The 18,194-nt window shown below is 44.3% G+C and carries 32 protein-coding genes; all 32 read left to right on the top strand.

The window, feature by feature from the left end; genetic code table 11:
• The first annotated feature begins 27 nt into the window (after positions 1 to 27).
• Positions 28 to 2,103: an elongation factor G gene (fusA, locus tag BP97_RS0127640; RefSeq protein WP_028552018.1), complete on the top strand. Its 2,076-nt coding sequence runs from the start codon at positions 28 to 30 to the stop codon at positions 2,101 to 2,103.
• A 33-nt stretch (positions 2,104 to 2,136) separates the two neighbouring features.
• The gene (tuf, locus tag BP97_RS0127635) at positions 2,137 to 3,327 is read left to right on the top strand and encodes an elongation factor Tu (RefSeq protein ID WP_028552017.1); all 1,191 of its coding nucleotides are present in this window, start codon (positions 2,137 to 2,139) and stop codon (positions 3,325 to 3,327) included.
• Between the two features lie 244 nt (positions 3,328 to 3,571).
• Complete coding sequence (rpsJ, locus tag BP97_RS0127630) at positions 3,572 to 3,880, top strand: 30S ribosomal protein S10 (protein ID WP_006212922.1); 309 nt, start codon at positions 3,572 to 3,574, stop codon at positions 3,878 to 3,880.
• Positions 3,881 to 3,931: 51 nt separating this feature from the next.
• The gene (rplC, locus tag BP97_RS0127625) at positions 3,932 to 4,549 is read left to right on the top strand and encodes a 50S ribosomal protein L3 (protein ID WP_028552016.1); all 618 of its coding nucleotides are present in this window, start codon (positions 3,932 to 3,934) and stop codon (positions 4,547 to 4,549) included.
• Between the two features lie 25 nt (positions 4,550 to 4,574).
• Positions 4,575 to 5,198, top strand: coding sequence for a 50S ribosomal protein L4 (gene rplD / locus BP97_RS0127620; protein WP_028552015.1), 624 nt, complete (start codon positions 4,575 to 4,577; stop codon positions 5,196 to 5,198).
• Positions 5,198 to 5,488 carry a 50S ribosomal protein L23 gene (rplW, locus tag BP97_RS0127615; protein ID WP_028552014.1) on the top strand — a complete coding sequence of 97 codons (291 nt, stop codon included), beginning with the start codon at positions 5,198 to 5,200 and terminating at the stop codon, positions 5,486 to 5,488. Before rplD ends, rplW begins: the two co-directional genes overlap by 1 nt.
• A gap of 31 nt (positions 5,489 to 5,519) precedes the next feature.
• The gene (gene rplB / locus BP97_RS0127610; protein ID WP_028552013.1) at positions 5,520 to 6,350 is read left to right on the top strand and encodes a 50S ribosomal protein L2; all 831 of its coding nucleotides are present in this window, start codon (positions 5,520 to 5,522) and stop codon (positions 6,348 to 6,350) included.
• 39 nt (positions 6,351 to 6,389) lie between these two features.
• Positions 6,390 to 6,668, top strand: coding sequence for a 30S ribosomal protein S19 (rpsS, locus tag BP97_RS0127605; protein WP_028552012.1), 279 nt, complete (start codon positions 6,390 to 6,392; stop codon positions 6,666 to 6,668).
• A 46-nt stretch (positions 6,669 to 6,714) separates the two neighbouring features.
• Complete coding sequence (rplV, locus tag BP97_RS0127600) at positions 6,715 to 7,050, top strand: 50S ribosomal protein L22 (RefSeq protein ID WP_051621010.1); 336 nt, start codon at positions 6,715 to 6,717, stop codon at positions 7,048 to 7,050.
• Positions 7,051 to 7,063: 13 nt separating this feature from the next.
• Complete coding sequence (rpsC, locus tag BP97_RS0127595) at positions 7,064 to 7,729, top strand: 30S ribosomal protein S3 (protein WP_028552010.1); 666 nt, start codon at positions 7,064 to 7,066, stop codon at positions 7,727 to 7,729.
• 2 nt (positions 7,730 to 7,731) lie between these two features.
• Positions 7,732 to 8,166 (top strand): 50S ribosomal protein L16, encoded by a 435-nt coding sequence (gene rplP / locus BP97_RS0127590; protein ID WP_028552009.1) that lies wholly within the window; start codon positions 7,732 to 7,734, stop codon positions 8,164 to 8,166.
• On the top strand, positions 8,156 to 8,356 hold the full coding sequence (gene rpmC / locus BP97_RS0127585; protein ID WP_028552008.1) for a 50S ribosomal protein L29: 201 nt from the start codon (positions 8,156 to 8,158) through the stop codon (positions 8,354 to 8,356). Before rplP ends, rpmC begins: the two co-directional genes overlap by 11 nt.
• Positions 8,357 to 8,380: 24 nt before the next feature.
• The gene (gene rpsQ, locus BP97_RS0127580; RefSeq protein ID WP_028552007.1) at positions 8,381 to 8,644 is read left to right on the top strand and encodes a 30S ribosomal protein S17; all 264 of its coding nucleotides are present in this window, start codon (positions 8,381 to 8,383) and stop codon (positions 8,642 to 8,644) included.
• Between the two features lie 41 nt (positions 8,645 to 8,685).
• A complete protein-coding gene (gene rplN / locus BP97_RS0127575) occupies positions 8,686 to 9,054 on the top strand; it encodes a 50S ribosomal protein L14 (protein ID WP_028552006.1) in 369 nt (122 codons plus the stop codon).
• Between the two features lie 119 nt (positions 9,055 to 9,173).
• Positions 9,174 to 9,527, top strand: coding sequence for a 50S ribosomal protein L24 (gene rplX, locus BP97_RS0127570; protein WP_081824385.1), 354 nt, complete (start codon positions 9,174 to 9,176; stop codon positions 9,525 to 9,527).
• Between the two features lie 32 nt (positions 9,528 to 9,559).
• Entirely contained in the window at positions 9,560 to 10,102 is a 543-nt protein-coding gene (gene rplE / locus BP97_RS0127565; RefSeq protein ID WP_028552004.1) for a 50S ribosomal protein L5, read from the top strand.
• A gap of 28 nt (positions 10,103 to 10,130) precedes the next feature.
• Entirely contained in the window at positions 10,131 to 10,316 is a 186-nt protein-coding gene (locus BP97_RS0127560) for a type Z 30S ribosomal protein S14 (protein ID WP_026326663.1), read from the top strand.
• Between the two features lie 32 nt (positions 10,317 to 10,348).
• On the top strand, positions 10,349 to 10,747 hold the full coding sequence (rpsH, locus tag BP97_RS0127555; protein ID WP_028552003.1) for a 30S ribosomal protein S8: 399 nt from the start codon (positions 10,349 to 10,351) through the stop codon (positions 10,745 to 10,747).
• 31 nt (positions 10,748 to 10,778) lie between these two features.
• A complete protein-coding gene (gene rplF / locus BP97_RS0127550) occupies positions 10,779 to 11,321 on the top strand; it encodes a 50S ribosomal protein L6 (protein ID WP_028552002.1) in 543 nt (180 codons plus the stop codon).
• 51 nt (positions 11,322 to 11,372) lie between these two features.
• A complete protein-coding gene (gene rplR, locus BP97_RS0127545; protein WP_028552001.1) occupies positions 11,373 to 11,741 on the top strand; it encodes a 50S ribosomal protein L18 in 369 nt (122 codons plus the stop codon).
• A 29-nt stretch (positions 11,742 to 11,770) separates the two neighbouring features.
• Positions 11,771 to 12,268 (top strand): 30S ribosomal protein S5, encoded by a 498-nt coding sequence (rpsE, locus tag BP97_RS0127540; protein ID WP_028552000.1) that lies wholly within the window; start codon positions 11,771 to 11,773, stop codon positions 12,266 to 12,268.
• A gap of 11 nt (positions 12,269 to 12,279) precedes the next feature.
• Positions 12,280 to 12,468, top strand: a complete 189-nt coding sequence (rpmD, locus tag BP97_RS0127535) for a 50S ribosomal protein L30 (RefSeq protein ID WP_028551999.1) — start codon at positions 12,280 to 12,282, stop codon at positions 12,466 to 12,468.
• 37 nt (positions 12,469 to 12,505) lie between these two features.
• Entirely contained in the window at positions 12,506 to 12,946 is a 441-nt protein-coding gene (rplO, locus tag BP97_RS0127530; protein ID WP_028551998.1) for a 50S ribosomal protein L15, read from the top strand.
• Positions 12,946 to 14,247 carry a preprotein translocase subunit SecY gene (gene secY, locus BP97_RS0127525; RefSeq protein WP_028551997.1) on the top strand — a complete coding sequence of 434 codons (1,302 nt, stop codon included), beginning with the start codon at positions 12,946 to 12,948 and terminating at the stop codon, positions 14,245 to 14,247. Before rplO ends, secY begins: the two co-directional genes overlap by 1 nt.
• 84 nt (positions 14,248 to 14,331) lie before the next feature.
• Entirely contained in the window at positions 14,332 to 14,985 is a 654-nt protein-coding gene (locus tag BP97_RS0127520; RefSeq protein WP_028551996.1) for an adenylate kinase, read from the top strand.
• Positions 14,982 to 15,734, top strand: coding sequence for a type I methionyl aminopeptidase (map, locus tag BP97_RS0127515; protein WP_028551995.1), 753 nt, complete (start codon positions 14,982 to 14,984; stop codon positions 15,732 to 15,734). Before BP97_RS0127520 ends, map begins: the two co-directional genes overlap by 4 nt.
• 8 nt (positions 15,735 to 15,742) lie before the next feature.
• Positions 15,743 to 16,051, top strand: a complete 309-nt coding sequence (locus BP97_RS0127510; RefSeq protein ID WP_028551994.1) for a KOW domain-containing RNA-binding protein — start codon at positions 15,743 to 15,745, stop codon at positions 16,049 to 16,051.
• Between the two features lie 2 nt (positions 16,052 to 16,053).
• A complete protein-coding gene (gene infA, locus BP97_RS0127505; protein WP_009676800.1) occupies positions 16,054 to 16,272 on the top strand; it encodes a translation initiation factor IF-1 in 219 nt (72 codons plus the stop codon).
• 95 nt (positions 16,273 to 16,367) lie between these two features.
• Positions 16,368 to 16,481 (top strand): 50S ribosomal protein L36, encoded by a 114-nt coding sequence (gene rpmJ, locus BP97_RS0127500; RefSeq protein ID WP_003333770.1) that lies wholly within the window; start codon positions 16,368 to 16,370, stop codon positions 16,479 to 16,481.
• A gap of 16 nt (positions 16,482 to 16,497) precedes the next feature.
• The gene (rpsM, locus tag BP97_RS0127495) at positions 16,498 to 16,866 is read left to right on the top strand and encodes a 30S ribosomal protein S13 (protein ID WP_028551993.1); all 369 of its coding nucleotides are present in this window, start codon (positions 16,498 to 16,500) and stop codon (positions 16,864 to 16,866) included.
• A gap of 20 nt (positions 16,867 to 16,886) precedes the next feature.
• Complete coding sequence (gene rpsK, locus BP97_RS0127490) at positions 16,887 to 17,282, top strand: 30S ribosomal protein S11 (RefSeq protein WP_013921137.1); 396 nt, start codon at positions 16,887 to 16,889, stop codon at positions 17,280 to 17,282.
• 125 nt (positions 17,283 to 17,407) lie between these two features.
• The coding region (locus BP97_RS0127485; protein WP_028551992.1) for a DNA-directed RNA polymerase subunit alpha at positions 17,408 to 18,194 on the top strand (787 nt) is incomplete at its 3' end.

Below are 18,194 nucleotides of genomic sequence, written 5' to 3'. Positions count from 1 at the left end.
TCCTGATAATAGGAAGGAGACAACCTAATGGCTAGAGAGTTCTCCTTAAAAGATACGCGTAATATCGGGATTATGGCGCATATTGATGCGGGTAAAACGACTACAACTGAGCGTATCTTGTTCTACACAGGCCGTACTCATAAAATCGGTGAAGTGCACGAAGGTGCTGCAACGATGGACTGGATGGAACAAGAGCAAGAGCGCGGTATTACAATTACGTCTGCCGCTACGACTGCAGCTTGGAAAGGTCACCGCATCAATATTATCGATACCCCGGGACACGTTGACTTCACCGTTGAAGTTGAACGTTCCCTGCGCGTGTTGGATGGAGCAGTTGGTGTATTTAGTGCGAAGGAAGGCGTTGAGCCTCAATCCGAGACAGTTTGGAGACAAGCTGACCGTTACGGAGTTCCTCGTATTGGATATGTTAATAAAATGGACATCATCGGTGCAGACTTCTTGGGTGTAATTCAGCAAATGCGTGAAAGACTAGGCGCAAATGCGGTTCCTATTCAACTGCCTATCGGTGCTGAAAGTGATTTCATTGGTATTATCGACTTGATCGAGCAAGTTGCCTTCATCTTTAAAGATGACATGGGTAAAGAAGTAGACCAAGTTGAAATTCCTGAAGAGTACAAAGCAAAAGTGGAAGAGCTTCGTCTTGACCTCGTTGAAAAAGTTGCTGAGCTTGATGAAGAGCTTACAATGAAATACCTCGAGGGTGAAGAACTGACTGTGGAAGAGATCAAAAGAGCTCTTCGCATTGGTACTTGCCAAGTAAAAATCTTCCCTGTTGTTTGTGGTTCTTCTTACCGTAACAAAGGCGTTCCTTTGATGATCGATGCTGTTGTAGATTACCTGCCAGCTCCGATCGATGTTCCTGACATTAAAGGAACATTGGAAGATGGTACGGAAGTAACTCGTAAATCTGCTGACGATCAACCGTTCGCTGCTCTTGCGTTCAAGATCATGACGGATCCGTTCGTAGGTAAATTGACGTTCTTCCGCGTATATTCTGGTGTGTTGAGCTCCGGATCTTACGTAATCAACTCCACTAAAGGCAAACGTGAAAGAATCGGCCGTATCCTGCAAATGCATGCTAATAGCCGTCAAGAAATCAGCGAAGTTTACTCCGGTGATATCGCGGCAGCTGTAGGCTTGAAGGATACGACAACCGGTGACACACTTTGTGATGAGAAAAATCCGGTAATCTTGGAGTCCATGAACTTCCCTGAACCGGTTATCCAACTTGCTGTTGAGCCTAAAACCAAGGCTGACCAAGATAAAATGGGTATCGCATTGCAAAAACTGTCTGAAGAGGATCCAACTTTCCGTGCTCACACGGACGAAGAAACAGGCCAAACGATTATTGCCGGTATGGGTGAGCTTCACCTGGAGATCTTAGTTGACCGTATGCTTCGTGAGTTCAAGGTAGAAACCAATGTGGGTAAACCACAGGTTGCTTACCGTGAAACATTCCGTCAAGCGGCTAAAGTTGAAGGTAAATTCGTTCGCCAATCCGGTGGCCGTGGTCAATACGGACATTGTTGGGTTGAGTTCGAACCTCTTGAAGCAGGTAGCGGTTTCGTATTTGAAAGCAAAATCGTGGGTGGATCTATTCCTAGAGAATATGTTGCTCCGATTCAAGCTGGTATTGAAGAATCCATGAAGAACGGCGTATACGCTGGTTTCCCTCTTGTTGACATTAAAGCAACTGTCGTTGACGGTTCTTACCATGATGTTGACTCCAGTGAGATGGCGTTTAAAATTGCCGGTTCCATGGCTTTGAAAGCAGCAGCTGAAAAATGCCGTCCTGCATTGCTTGAGCCAATCATGAAAGTAGAAGTTACTGTACCTGAAGAGTACATGGGCGATGTTATGGGTGACCTGAACTCCCGCCGTGGACGTATTGAAGGTATGGACACTCGTCACGGTGCTCAAATCATTCGTGCGAAGGTACCTCTTTCTGAAATGTTTGGTTACTCCACTACTTTGCGTTCCAGAACACAAGGTCGCGGTGTATACTCTATGGAAATTTCCCACTATGAAGAAGTGCCTAAGTCCATTGCAGAAGAAATCGTTGCAAAGAACAAAGGCGCCTAATAATAAATGTCTATTTAAGGAGGCAATCTAACCATGGCAAAAGCGAAATTTGAACGTAATAAACCCCATGTTAACATCGGTACCATCGGTCACGTTGACCACGGTAAAACAACTTTGACAGCTGCTATCACAACTGTATTGTCCAAAAGATACGGTGGTGCTGCTGTAGCATTTGACCAAATCGACAAAGCTCCAGAAGAGCGTGAGCGCGGTATCACTATCTCCACTGCACACGTTGAGTATGAAACTCCTAACCGTCACTACGCACACGTAGACTGCCCAGGCCATGCTGACTATGTTAAAAACATGATCACTGGTGCTGCACAAATGGACGGAGCAATCCTGGTTGTATCCGCAGCTGACGGCCCTATGCCGCAAACTCGTGAGCACATCCTGTTGTCCCGCCAAGTAGGCGTTCCTTACATCGTTGTATTCTTGAACAAATGCGACATGGTAGAAGACGAAGAACTTCTTGAGTTGGTTGAAATGGAAGTTCGCGACCTTCTGAACGAATACGAGTTCCCAGGCGACGATACTCCAATCGTTCGTGGCGCTGCTCGTGAAGCTCTTCAAAACCCAGATGGAGCATGGGCTGACAAAATCGTTGAGTTGTTCGAACACATCGATACTTACATCCCTACTCCTGAGCGCGATACTGACAAGCCTTTCTTGATGCCTGTCGAGGACGTATTCTCCATCACTGGTCGTGGTACAGTTGCTACCGGTCGTGTAGAGCGTGGTACTGTTAAAGTACAAGACGAGGTTGAAATCGTTGGTTTGGCTGAAGAAACTCGTAAATGCGTAGTAACAGGCGTTGAGATGTTCCGTAAATTGTTGGATTCCGCTCAAGCGGGCGACAACATCGGCGCATTGCTTCGTGGTGTTGATCGTAAAGATATCGAGCGTGGACAAGTTTTGGCTAAATCGGGTTCCGTTAAGCCTCACACTAACTTCTCTGCTCAGATCTACGTTTTGACTAAAGAAGAGGGTGGCCGTCACAAGCCCTTCTTCACTGGCTACCGTCCACAGTTCTACTTCCGTACAACTGACGTAACTGGTATCATCAACCTTCCAGAAGGTACTGAAATGGTTATGCCTGGTGATAACATTACTGTAACGGTTGAATTGATCGCTCCAATCGCTATCGAAGAAGGTACTCGCTTCGCGATTCGTGAAGGCGGACGTACTGTTGGTGCGGGCGCGGTTGCTACTATCAGCAAGTAATTTTTGACATAAAAGAATCCCTTCATCTTCTAATAGATGAGGGGATTTATTTTTTTAGGCAAAAGCATAAAGATAAGCTTGCATTTTCTTTCTGGATTTTATATAATAGTGAGCGTTGGTCTGTGACGTTGCGATGACGTGAGAGGTTGCTGACACACCCGGCCCCTTTGCCATAGGGGCGGCGTCAGGAGATTTTCACTGAGTATGTCCGATACTAAATTGGGCGATAGAAGGAGGGAATACTATGGCAAAGCAAAAAATTCGTATTCGTTTGAAGGCTTATGATCACAGAGTTCTGGATCAATCCGCTGAGAAAATTGTTGAAACTGCGAAACGTTCTGGTGCAGGCGTATCAGGTCCGATTCCGCTGCCTACGGAGAAACAAATCATCACGATTCTTCGTGCGGTTCATAAATACAAAGACTCTCGCGAACAATTCGAAATGCGCACACACAAGCGCTTGATCGATATTGTTAACCCAACGCCGCAAACAGTAGATGCATTGATGCGTTTGGATCTGCCGTCCGGTGTGGACATCGAAATTAAATTGTAATTCACATGTGAATAAATAAATGAACGTATATAAGGAAAAGAGGTGTCAACGATGAAAGGTATCTTAGGGAAAAAACTTGGAATGACTCAAGTGTTTACTCCAGAAGGTTTGGTTATTCCGGTAACTGTAATTCAAGCAGGTCCTTGTACTGTTCTTCAGAAGAAGGATGCAGAAAATGACGGTTACGAAGCGATCCAAATCGGCTTTGATGATAAGAAAGAAAAAAATGCAATTAAACCTGAGTTGGGTCATGCTAAAAAAGCAGGCGCAACACCTAAGCGCTACGTAAAAGAAATTCGCGGCATGTCTGAATATGAAGTTGGCCAAGAAATTAAAGCTGACTTGTTCGCTGCTGGTGAATTCGTTGACGTAACAGGTACTTCCAAAGGTAAAGGGTTCCAAGGTGTTATCAAAAGACATAATCAACACACAGGTCCGATGGCTCACGGTTCCCGTTATCACCGCGGTCCAGGTTCCATGGGTTCGATCCAAGCTAACCGCGTTCCTAAAGGCAAAAAATTACCAGGACACATGGGTAGCGAAACAGTAACACTGCAAAACCTTGAAGTTATCAAAGTAGACACTGATCGTAACGTAATCTTGGTTAAAGGCTCCATTCCAGGTCCTAAGAACAGCTACGTTAGCGTGAAATCTACAGTTAAGAAATAAGTAAAGCAGGAAAGGAGGATTACAGATGCCAAAAGTAGCATTATACAACGTTAGTGGTTCCCAAGTGGGAGAAGTTGAGTTGTCGGATTCCGTATTCGGTATCGAGCCGCATGCTCACGTATTGAATGAAGCAGTTCTGATGCAACGTGCTTCCCTTCGTCTTGGTACACATAAAGTAAAAGGTCGTTCTGAAGTACGCGGCGGTGGTCGTAAACCTTGGAAACAAAAAGGTACAGGCCGTGCACGTCAAGGTAGTATTCGCGCTCCTCAATGGAAAGGTGGCGGTATCGTTTTTGGTCCGACTCCACGCAGCTACTCTTACAAGCTTCCTAAAAAAGTACGTCGTCTTGCGATCAAATCTGCATTATCTTCCAAGGTAATCGGAAATGAAATCATTGTGTTGGATCAATTACAATTGGCTCAACCTAAGACAAAAGATTTCCAAGCAATTCTTAGCAATTTGAAAGTGGACCGTAAAGCTTTGGTAGTAACAGCTGGTTACGAAGAAAATGTAGCATTGTCCGCGCGTAACATTCCAGGCATCAAGTTTGTGGTGGCTGAAGGAATCAACGTGCTAGATGTTATGGTTTATGACAAGCTGATCATTACTAAGGATGCGGTACAGAAGGTAGAGGAGGTGTTTGCGTAATGAAGAACCCTCGCGACATTATTAAGCGCCCTGTGATCACTGAGCGTACGAGTGATATGATGGCCGAGAAGAAATATGTCTTCGAAGTGGAACTCCGTGCGAACAAGACGGAAATTAAACAGGCCATTGAGTCTATTTTCAAAGTGAAAGTAACTAATGTTAACACACTTAGAATGCCTGCTAAGCCTAAGCGTTACGGTCGTCATTCCGGATATACATCCGAATGGAAAAAAGCGATTGTTTCCTTGAGCGCAGACAGCAAAGAACTCGAATTCTTCGAGAACGCGTAATCTATTCTTTTAAAGTAAGGAGGGAATCCTAGTGCCAATCAAAAAATATAAACCAACATCGCCTGCTCGTCGCGCTATGTCGGTTTCTACATTCGAAGAAATCACAACTTCAACACCGGAGAAATCGTTGTTGGCTCCTCTTAGCAAAAAAGCGGGTCGCAACAATCAAGGTAAAATTACGGTTCGTCACCAAGGTGGTGGACACAAACGTAAATACCGGATTATCGATTTCAAACGGACCAAAGATGGAATACCTGGACGCGTTGCTACAATCGAGTATGACCCGAACCGTTCGGCTAACATCGCTTTGATTCACTATGCTGATGGTGAGAAACGTTACATCATCGCTCCTAAAGGTTTGAAAGTGGATGACCAAATTTTCTCCGGCGCAGAAGCTGATATCAAAATCGGTAATGCATTGCCACTTGAAAATATTCCTGTTGGTACGATTATCCACAACATTGAGTTGAAACCTGGTAAAGGCGGACAGTTGGTACGTGCTGCAGGTACTGAAGCTCAATTGCTCGGTAAAGAAGAACAATACGTTACAATTCGTCTTTCTTCCGGCGAAGTAAGAAAAGTACTGAAAGTTTGCCGTGCTACAATCGGTTCCGTAGGTAATGAAGACTACGAATTGGTGAAAATCGGTAAAGCTGGACGTTCCCGCTGGTTGGGTCAAAGACCTGAAGTGCGTGGGGTAGTAATGAACCCTAACGATCACCCTCACGGTGGTGGTGAAGGCCGCGCTCCAATCGGACGTAAATCCCCGATGTCTCCATGGGGTAAACCGACTCTTGGTTATAAAACACGTAAAAAAGGCAAAGCTTCTGATAAATATATCGTTCGTCGTCGTACGAAGTAATTTAATTCTCGTCACGATTAATGAAGGGAGGAACGAAACATGGGTCGCAGTTTGAAAAAGGGGCCTTTCGTGGATGACTATCTAATGAAGAAAGTCGAAGCGCAAGGTGATACTACGAAGAAACAAGTAATCAAAACTTGGTCTCGCCGTTCTACCATTTTCCCGCAATTCATCGGTTTCACTTTTGCGGTTTATGATGGCAGAAAGCACGTGCCGGTTTATGTAACGGAAGATATGGTTGGACACAAACTAGGTGAGTTTGCTCCAACTCGTACTTACAAAGGTCATGATGATGACAAAAAAACAAGCAAACGCTAATTAGAGCGTTTAGGAATATGAGCTGTAAATGAGAGGAGGTACTTCCATGCAACAAGCAAAATCTATTGCAAGATACGTTCGCATTGCTCCTCGTAAGGTGCAATTGGTGATCGACTTGATCCGCGGCAAGCAAGTAGGAGAAGCGATTGCGATTCTGCGTCATACGCCGAAAGCAGCATCCCCGATTGTGGAGAAAGTATTGAACTCCGCTATTGCGAATGCTGAGCATAACTACTCTATGGACCCTAACAACCTGGTTATTTCCCAAACGTTTGTTAACCAAGGTCCAACAATGAAAAGATTCCGTCCTCGCGCTATGGGACGTGCGAGCCGTATCAATAAACGTACCAGCCACATTACTGTAGTGGTATCTGAAAAATAAGGAGGGATAACGTGTGGGTCAGAAAGTAAACCCGGTAGGACTTAGAATTGGTATTATCCGCGATTGGGAATCCAAGTGGTACGCTGGTAAAGATTTCGGCGATCTGTTGCTTGAGGACGTGAAAATCCGCGAGTACTTGAAAGAAAAGCTGAAAGATTCGGCTGTTTCCCATATTGATATTGAACGTGCTGCTAACCGTGTAAATGTTACAATTCATACGGCTAAGCCTGGTATGGTTATCGGTAAAGGTGGCTCTGAAGTTGAAGTTATTCGTAACTACATCTCCAAGCTGTCTAACGGTAAAAAAATCCACATCAATATCTCTGAAATTAAAAACCCTGAGCTGGATGCAATCTTGGTTGCAGAAAGCATTGCTCAACAATTGGAGCGTCGTGTTTCGTTCCGTCGTGCTATGAAACAAGCGATCCAAAGATCGATGAGAGCCGGAGCAAAAGGGATCAAAACATCAGTAAGCGGTCGTTTGGGTGGAGCGGAAATCGCCAGAACGGAAGGATACAGCGAGGGTACAGTTCCTCTTCATACATTGCGTGCGGATATCGACTATGGTACAGCAGAAGCTCACACCACTTATGGTCGTATCGGTGTAAAAGTATGGATCTATCGTGGCGAAGTTCTTCCAACGGCTAAGAAAAAGGCTGTAACGGAAGGAGGCAACTAATCATGTTAGTTCCTAAACGTGTAAAACACCGTAAAGAACATCGTGGTAACATGCGCGGTCGTGCTAAAGGCGGTACGGAAGTGCATTTCGGAGAATATGGTTTGCAAGCAATGGAACCAGCTTGGGTAACTAACCGTCAAATCGAAGCTGCCCGTATTGCAATGACTCGTTATATCAAACGTGGTGGTAAAGTTTGGATTAAAATTTTCCCTGCGAAACCAATTACTCAAAAACCTCTTGAGGTCCGGATGGGTAGCGGTAAAGGTAACGTGGAAAAATGGGTTGCTGTTGTTAAGCCAGGTAAAATCATGTTCGAACTTGCCGGCGTAAGTGAAGAGATTGCTCGCGAAGCAATGCGTCTTGCTTCTCACAAGCTGCCGATCAAAACGAAGTTTGTTAAAAGAGAAGATGTAGGTGGTGAAGCAAATGAAAGCTAGTGAATTTCGCAACTTAACCACTGCTGAGATTGAACAAAAGGTTGCCGGATTTAAGGAACAACTCTTTAACCTCCGTTTTCAACTGGCTACCGGTCAACTGGAGAACCCAGTTCAGATTCGAGAAGTCCGCAAAGAGATTGCTCGTGCAAAGACTGTTTTGCGTGAAAGAGAACTGGGTATCATTAGTTAATGAATGAGAGAGGAGGATCTCCCAATGAGTGAACGTAACGAACGTAAAACTCAGGTAGGTAAAGTCGTAAGTAACAAAATGGATAAAACCATTGTTGTTGCAGTTGAGACTTACAAAAAACACGACCTTTACCACAAGAGAATTAAATATACAAAGAAATTCAAAGCTCATGACGAGAACAACGAAGCTCAAATCGGTGACGTTGTAAAAGTTATGGAAACTCGTCCGATCTCCAAAGACAAACGTTGGAGACTGATCGAAGTCGTTGAAAAAGCGGTAATCGTTTAAGATAAACAATGTGCATCAATTCCGGAAGGAGGGTTTAGACAATGATTCAACCTCTATCTCGTTTAAAAGTAGCTGACAACTCTGGTGCGAAACAGCTTATGTGTATCCGTGTTTTGGGTGGTACTGGTCGTCGCGTTGGTCATATCGGTGATTTGATCATCTGCTCCGTGAAAGAAGCAACACCAGGTGGCGTTGTCAAAAAAGGTGATGTTGTTAAAGCAGTTATCGTTCGTACGAAAAGCGGCGCTCGTCGTAAAGACGGTTCTTATATCAGCTTTGACGAAAATGCAGCTGTAATCGTAAAAGATGACAAGAGTCCTCGTGGAACTCGTATCTTTGGACCAGTTGCTCGTGAACTTCGTGACAGAGATTTCATGAAAATTGTTTCTCTTGCTCCAGAAGTTATCTAATTAATGAAGCTGCGTTCTCCGAACGCATTAAGCTCTTACGAAGTTAGCGTACTCCGTACGCTAAGCAAATGCTTACGATGTGAGTTTTCTACCGAAAACTCTTAGGAGGTGGAAATTCGATGCCAAACAAAGGTAAGAAATTAGAGTCTCACAACAATAAATTGCACGTGAAAAAAGATGACAGTGTGTTCGTGATTACAGGTAAAGACAAAGGCAAAAAAGGTCGTGTAATCGCAGCATATCCTCGAGAGAACCGTGTGTTGGTTGAAGGTGTGAACATGATTAAAAAGCACGCTAAACCATCCCAAGCGAATCCTCAAGGCGGTATCATTTCGCAAGAAGCGCCGATTCACGTATCTAACGTGATGCTGGTTGATCCAAAGAGCGGCCAACCTACTCGTGTAGGTTACAAAGTATTGGACAACGGTAAAAAAGTGCGTGTAGCAAAAAAATCCGGTGAAGTCATCGATTAATCGTATAAGTTAGGAAAGGAGGTACATGAAACATGGCAGCAAGATTAAAAGATCGTTTTCTGAACGAAGTTACTCCTTCGTTGATGCAAAAGTTCAGCTATTCCACTGTTATGCAAGTGCCTAAAATTGAGAAAGTCGTTATCAACATGGGTGTTGGTGAGGCTGTTTCCAATTCCAAAGTGCTTGATGTTGCAGTTCAAGACCTTCAACTGATCGCTGGTCAAAAACCAGTAGTAACGAAGGCTAAAAAATCGATCGCAGGTTTCAAATTGCGTGAAAATATGCCAATCGGTGTTAAAGTTACATTGCGCGGCGAGCGTATGTACCACTTCTTGGACAAATTGTTCAACGTGGCACTTCCTCGGGTACGTGACTTCCGTGGTGTTTCCAACAAAGCATTCGACGGACGCGGTAACTACACTCTTGGTCTTAAAGAGCAACTGATTTTCCCTGAAATCGAGTACGATAAAGTGGATAAAGTTCGCGGTATGGATATCGTTATCGTAACGACAGCTAAAACCGACGAAGAATCCCGTGAATTATTAACCCAATTAGGAATGCCGTTTATTAAATAAACGGTAAAAAGCGGAGGTGTAAAAGTAAGTGGCAAAAACTTCGATGAAAGTGAAGCAGCAGCGCCCTCCTAAATTCAAGGTGCAGGCGTATACACGCTGCGAACGCTGTGGTCGTCCGCATTCCGTTCTACGGAAATTCAAAATTTGCAGAATTTGTTTCCGTGAATTAGCATACAAAGGCCAGATCCCTGGCGTTAAAAAAGCAAGCTGGTAATTACCCTAGTTTCGGGAAGGAGGTTCACAAATATGGTGATGTCAGATCCAATTGCAGATATGCTTACTCGCATTCGTAATGCAAACGTAGTGCGTCATGAGACGGTTGAAATTCCGGCTTCGAAGATCAAGAGAGAAATCGCTGAGATCCTCAAAAAGGAAGGCTTTATCCGTGACGCTGAATATATCGAGGATAACAAGCAAGGGATTATCCGTCTTTTCTTGAAATACGGCCCTAACAACGAACGTGTTATCTCCGGTCTGAAAAGAATCAGCAAACCGGGCTTGCGTGTTTACACTCAAAGCCAAGAGGTTCCTCGTGTACTTGGCGGTTTGGGAATTGCGATTATTTCCACTTCCAAAGGTGTTATGACCGATAAGGAAGCTCGTCAGTCCAAAGCAGGCGGAGAAGTAATCTGCTACGTGTGGTAATACAGAATTTAAATGAACGGAGGTGCAAACCATGTCCCGTATTGGTCGCAAACCAATTACAATTCCAGGCGGAGTTAATGTAACTTTGGACAACACTTTAATTACGGTTAAAGGTCCTAAAGGAACATTGTCCCGTGAATTACACAGAGATATGAAGGTAGTTGTTACAGAAAACGAAATTTCTGTAGAGCGTCCTTCTGATAATAAATTACATCGCTCCCTGCACGGTACGACTAGAAGTGTTGTTGCCAACATGGTTAATGGCGTAACGGAAGGATTTGCGAAATCCCTTGATTTGGTTGGTGTTGGTTACCGTGCTAACAAAACTGGTAACAAGCTGGTTTTGAACGTAGGTTACTCCCATCCAGTAGAAATCGAGCCTGAGAACGGCATCGAATTCGAAGTTCCTTCTAACACTAAGATTATCGTTAAAGGTATCGATAAAGAGTTAGTAGGCGCAACAGCTGCAAAAGTACGTTCCGTACGCGAACCTGAGCCGTATAAAGGTAAAGGTATCAAATACGAAGGCGAACGTATTCTTCGTAAAGAAGGTAAAGCAGGTAAGAAAAAATAAAATCGCGTAATGCGGTAATCTCTCATTCAAGTCGAAAGGAGTGAACCTCAAATGATTACAAAAGGCGATAAAAATAAAGCTCGTTTGAAAAGACACCTTCGTGTTCGTAAGAAAATCGAAGGTACTACTGAACGTCCACGCTTGAACATTTTCCGCTCTTCCAAACACATGTACGCTCAACTGATCGACGATGTGAAAGGTGTAACGATTGCTGCAGCTTCGACTCAAGATAAAGAGTTGAAAGAAAGCATCGGTAACGGCGGTAATGTAGAAGCAGCTCGCAAGGTCGGAGCATTAATTGCTGAGCGTGCTAAAAAGAACGGCGTACAACAAGTTGTATTTGACCGCGGAGGATATCTGTATCACGGACGTGTGCAAGCTTTGGCTGACGCAGCTCGTGAAGCAGGCCTGGAATTCTAATCAAAACATTAACAAGGAGGTAAAGTCACTTGCGTATTGATCCCAATACTTTAGAGTTAACTGAAAAAGTTGTTAACATTAATCGCGTAGCTAAAGTAGTAAAAGGCGGACGTCGTTTCAGCTTCAGCGCACTTGTCGTTGTAGGCGACGGTAAAGGCTGGGTAGGCGCAGGAATCGGTAAAGCTGGTGAAGTACCTGATGCGATCCGCAAAGGTATTGAAGATGCCAAGAAAAACCTGATTCATGTACCTATCGTTGGCACAACGATTCCTCACTTGGTAATCGGTAAATTCGGAGCAGGTAGCGTATTGTTGAAACCTGCATCCAAAGGTACTGGAGTTATTGCCGGTGGTCCTGTTCGTGCGGTTTTGGAGCTTGCTGGTGTAGGCGACATTCTGACAAAATCCCTAGGTTCTTCTAACTCCATCAACATGGTTAATGCTACATTGGAAGGTTTGCAGCGTCTGAAGCGTGCTGAAGAAGTTGCAAAACTGCGTGGCAAAACTGTTGAAGAACTGTTAGGTTAGGAGGGATAACCATGGCTAAGCAATTACAAATTACCCTCAAGCGCAGTCTGATTGGTCGTCCAGAAGTACAGCGTCGTACAGTCGCTACTCTTGGACTTCGCAAACTGCACCAAACGGTTACACAACAAGATAATGCTGCTATTCGCGGCATGGTCAATCAAGTGAGCCACTTGATCGAAGTTAAAGAAATCGAAGCATAAATCCGATTAACAAAAAGCATTAGAGGAGGTGCAAACGATGAAGTTGCATGAACTTAGTTCTGCTGAAGGATCCCGCAAAGCACGTAAACGCGTAGGCCGCGGTATCGGAAGTGGAATGGGAAAAACAGCTACTCGCGGACATAAAGGGCAAAACTCTCGTTCCGGCGGAGGCGTTCGTCCAGGTTTTGAAGGAGGACAAAATCCTCTATATCGTCGCTTGCCTAAGCGTGGGTTCACTAACCAATTCCGTAAGGAATTCGCGATCGTGAATCTGACTGAGCTTAACAAGTTCGCTGCTGGTACAGAAATTACTCCTGAGTTCTTGCTTGAATCTGGCGTTGTTAAAAATGCTAGAGACGGCATTAAAATCTTGGGTGACGGCGAAATCACAGTACAGCTGAATGTAAAAGCGAATAAGTTCTCTCAATCTGCGGTAGAGAAAATTCAGGCTGCCGGCGGTAAAACCGAGGTGATTTAATGTTTCGTACCATATCCAATATTTTTAAAGTAGACGATCTAAGAAAAAGAATCATTTTCACCTTATTGGTGCTGATCGTCTACAGAATTGGTGCTTTCATCCCGGTACCTAACATCAACACAGATATTTTGAAGCTTCAAGATCAGGCCAATTCCAGTGATGTATTTGGCTTGCTGAATACCTTTTCCGGCGGCGCACTGTTTCAATTCTCTATCTTTGCGATGGGAATTATGCCTTATATCACATCCTCGATCATAGTTCAGCTGTTATCGATGGATGTCATACCAAGGTTTGCTCAGTGGGCTAAAGAAGGGGAAGTAGGCAGACGGAAGTTAGCGCAATTTACCCGTTATGGTACAATCGTTTTAGGGATAGTTCAGGCGTTTGGTTTGGCGATCGGATTTAACCGAATCTACGCTGGGCTTGTTGTGAATCCTAACTTTGCAACATATGCTTTAATTGCGATTGTTCTTACTGCGGGAACTGCATTTCTGATGTGGTTAGGGGAACAAATCACTGAAAATGGAATTGGAAATGGTATTTCCATGATCATCTTTGCGGGGATTGTTGCTGCGATTCCTACAGGAATCTCGCAAATCGTCAAAACTCAATTTGCAGAAGCTGGTGACGCACTATTTTTGAACATCATTAAGATGATCATCATGGTTATCGTTGTCATCGCGCTGATTGCCGGTGTTATCTTTATTCAACAAGGTGTACGTAAAATCCCGGTTCAGTATGCAAAACGTGTTGTTGGCCGTAAAATGTATGGTGGACAATCGACACATATCCCTTTAAAGGTTAATGCAGCAGGCGTAATTCCGGTAATCTTTGCACTTTCGTTACTTGTATTCCCTCCGACGCTCGCGAGCTTCTGGAGAGGTAATCCGGTAGCGGACTGGATTATTACGAACTTGAACTATACACATCCATTAGGGATGGTTTTGTATGTGCTGCTTATCATTGGGTTTACATTCTTCTATACGTTTGTTCAGATTAACCCTGAGCAAATGGCGGATCAAATGAAGAAAAACGGTGGTTATATCCCAGGGATTCGTCCAGGGAAAACAACTTCCGCTTACTTGACTAGAGTAATGACACGCATTACCCTGTCCGGTGCTTTGTTCTTATCCGCGGTTTCCATCCTGCCTATGCTTCTTGGAAGTGTGGCCGGCTTACCAAACTCGGTAAGAATTGGCGGTACTTCTTTGCTGATTGTTATCGGTGTTGGTTTGGAAACGATGAAGCAAATCGAGACTCAGTTGATCAAGCGTCATTACAAAGGCTTCATTAATAAATAGCAAATAGGTTCTGGTAGTTATTTATTAGCTATCGGCACCTATTGTGCTGTTAGCATCATTTGATGCGATGGGGAGGAAATCATTATGAACGTGATTTTTATGGGACCTCCTGGTGCAGGAAAAGGTACACAGGCGGAAGGAATCGTCAATGAGTTTCAAATCCCGCATATTTCAACCGGTGATGCTTTCCGTTTAGCAATGAAACAGGAGACAGAGCTTGGTTTGGAAGCAAAAAAATATGTGGACCAAGGATTGCTTGTTCCAGACGAGATCACTATTGGTATCGTAAAGGAACGTCTGCAGCAGCCGGATTGCAACAAAGGCTTCTTGCTGGATGGTTTTCCAAGAACCATTTCTCAAGCAGAAGCATTGGATGACATCATGGTATCTTTGGGCAGAAGCATAGACCACGTTATCAACTTAAAGGTAGACCGCAGTCTGCTTTTGGCTCGATTGACTGGACGAAGAATCTGTAAGGCATGTGGAGCTACGTATCATATCTTGTTTAACCCTCCTGCACGTGAAAATGTGTGTGATAAATGTTCAGGCGAATTGTATCAAAGATCAGACGATACTGAAGAAAAAGTAGGCACTCGTCTTGATGAATACACGAGCAAAACAGCACCTCTATTGTCGTACTACCGTAACAAAGGAAACTTGCGTGAGGTTAACGGCGAACAAGAAATAAGTGCGGTTACTACACAAATCATTTCATTATTGCGAGGGCAAGCGGAATGATCATTTGTAAGTCTGCAGCTGAATTGGAACTAATGAGAGAAGCAGGTCGCATTGTGGCCGATACGCACATCTTGTTGCAAAAAGCCATTCAGCCCGATATTACAACTAAAGAGCTGGATCAAATCGCAGAAGAATATATTCGCAGTCAGGGCGCGACCCCATCTTTTAAAGGCTATAACGGTTTTTCTGGCAGCATCTGTGCTTCAGTCAATGATGAATTGGTACACGGTATACCCAGTGGGCGTAAGCTTAAAGATGGCGACATCATCAGTATCGATATCGGTGCAAACTACAAGGGATATCATGGTGACTCCGCTTGGACATATGGAGTAGGGAATATTTCAGATACGGCCAAGAAGTTATTGGAAGTAACCGAGAGATCTCTATACGCCGGTCTTGCGGAAGCCAAACCGGATGCGCGATTGTACACTATCTCTCACGCGATTCAAAAATGCGTCGAGGATGAAGGTTTTTCAATTGTTCGAGAGTATGTAGGACATGGTGTAGGTACAGAGCTTCATGAAGAACCTCAAATTCCGAATTACGGCTTACCTGATCGAGGACCTCGATTGAAGCCAGGTATGGTATTAGCGATTGAGCCTATGGTCAATGTTGGGGAGCGATACGTCAAAACCCTTCAAGATAATTGGACAGTCGTTACAGTGGATGGCACACTGTGCGCGCATTTCGAGCATACCATTGCTATTACCCCGGATGGGTATGAAATACTCACGAAATCTCGGACGTAGGTGATAGAGTGGATTCGGTAAACATTCCACAGCTCGGGCAACTAGTTAGGATCGTTCGAGGTAAGGACTCCGGGAAGTACGCCGTTATAATCAGCGTCGAAGACCAACGATTCGTATGGATTGCCGACGGCGACAAGCGGAAGTTCGACCAGCCTAAAAAGAAAAACTTGATTCATCTCGAGTTATTGCAAACGATCAGCAGCGAAGTAGTGGATAGCTTAAAGGAAAGCGGTCGTGTGACTAACGGTAAATTACGTTTCGCACTGAAGAAGTACGTGGATCCAATGAAATCAGAAGCACAAGAGAAAGGAGAATGACTGTGGCCAAAGAAGATGTAATTGAAGTTGAAGGTACAGTGATTGAACCTCTTCCGAATGCAATGTTTAAGGTGGAACTTGAGAATGGTCATAAGATACTTGCTCATGTATCCGGAAAGATCAGAATGCACTTTATCCGGATCTTGCCTGGTGACAAAGTGACTGTGGAACTTTCCCCTTATGATTTGACCAGAGGCCGTATAACCTATCGTTTTAAATAGATACGATTTTGTTTTACGAAGTCCGCTTGACAACACAAGCTTAGTAACTCTTACGAAGTTAGCTTGCTGAGGTAAGCTCTTAGGAGGTAATAAAAATGAAGGTAAGACCATCGGTCAAACCGATTTGCGAAAAATGCAAAGTTATTCGCCGCAAAGGTAACGTAATGGTTATTTGCGAAAACCCTAAGCATAAACAAAAACAAGGATAAGGAGGTGCTCCTATAAATGGCACGTATTGCTGGTGTAGACTTGCCGCGTGACAAACGCGTCGTTATTGCTTTGACATACATTTTCGGTATTGGCAGAACAACTTCCGAGAAGATCCTGTCCACTACTGGTGTTGATGCTTCGACTCGTGTTCGTGATCTGACTGAAGACGAAGTAAGCAAACTTCGTGAAGCAATTGACAAAACGGTTAAAGTGGAAGGCGACCTTCGTCGTGAAATCGCCCTAAACATCAAACGTTTGATCGAAATTGGTTGCTACCGTGGTGTTCGTCACCGTCGCGGCTTACCTGTTCGTGGTCAACGTACTAAAACTAACGCTCGTACGCGTAAAGGTCCTCGTCGTACTGTAGCTAACAAGAAGAAATAGTAAAGGAGGTTAACAATTAAATGGCTAAACCGAAAAAAGTTGTTCGTACAAAACGTCGTGATCGGAAAAATATCGACTCTGGAGTGGCACATATCCGCTCTACGTTTAACAATACGATTGTCACAATTACCGACCCGCACGGTAATGCAATTTCTTGGGCGAGTGCTGGTAACTTGGGCTTTAAAGGCTCCCGTAAAAGCACACCGTTTGCTGCACAAATGGCCGCTGAGTCTGCCGCTAAAGCAGCAATGGAGCATGGCATGAAAGCCGTTGAAGTTATGGTTAAAGGTCCTGGCGCTGGTCGTGAAGCTGCGATTCGTTCGCTGCAAGCTGCAGGTTTGGAAGTTAACCTGATTAAAGACGTGACTCCAATTCCACATAACGGTTGCCGTCCTCCAAAACGTCGTCGTGTCTAATTCAGGATTGCGAAAGAGTGGTATAAATATCCAATAAGTGTGAATACTGTTTGGATAGGAATACTGCACGTTCTATGCGTCTTAAGTTATCCAGAGGGAAACGACGTTTTGAAGGAGGGTTATAAATGATCGAAATCGAAAAGCCGAAAATAGAAACCGTATCATTGAGTGAGGATGGCACTTACGGTAAGTTTGTTGTAGAGCCTCTTGAAAGAGGATATGGAACAACTTTAGGGAACTCGCTTCGCAGAATTTTGTTGTCCTCGTTACCGGGGGCAGCAGTTACTTCTGTCCAAATCGACGGGGTTCTGCATGAGTTCTCTACTGTACCTGGCGTCATGGAAGATGTTACGGAGATTATCCTTAACCTTAAAGGGCTATCGTTAAAGATTCATTCCGACGAAGAGAAAGTGTTGGAAATTGACGCTGAAGGTGAAGGACCTGTTGTAGCCGGCGATATTCGTGGTGATAGCGATGTGGAAATCCTTAATCCGGATTTGCATATTGCTACGCTCTCCTCCGATGCACGTCTTCATATGCGAATTCATGCTAATCGGGGACGCGGATATGTTCAAGCGGATAAGAACAAGAAGGAAGATCAACCGATCGGTGTTATTCCGATTGACTCGATCTATACTCCAATTACCCGCGTGAATTACAGCGTAGAGAACACTCGCGTCGGCCAAGTTACCAACTATGATAAACTAACCCTCGAAGTCTGGACCGATGGAAGTATTCGACCTGAAGAGGCCGTAAGCTTGGGCGCTAAAATCTTGACTGAGCATCTTATGTTGTTTGTCGGTTTGACTGACGAAGCTAAAGATGCCGAGATTATGGTGGAAAAAGAAGAGGATAAGAAAGAGAAAGTATTAGAGATGACGATCGAAGAACTCGATCTTTCTGTTCGTTCTT

It is taken from the genome of Paenibacillus sp. UNC451MF (genome assembly GCF_000686845.1).
GTDB lineage: Bacteria > Bacillota > Bacilli > Paenibacillales > NBRC-103111 > Paenibacillus_S.
The sequence above is the reverse complement of the archived record's forward strand: the minus strand, read 5'-3'. Positions and strand labels throughout refer to the sequence as shown.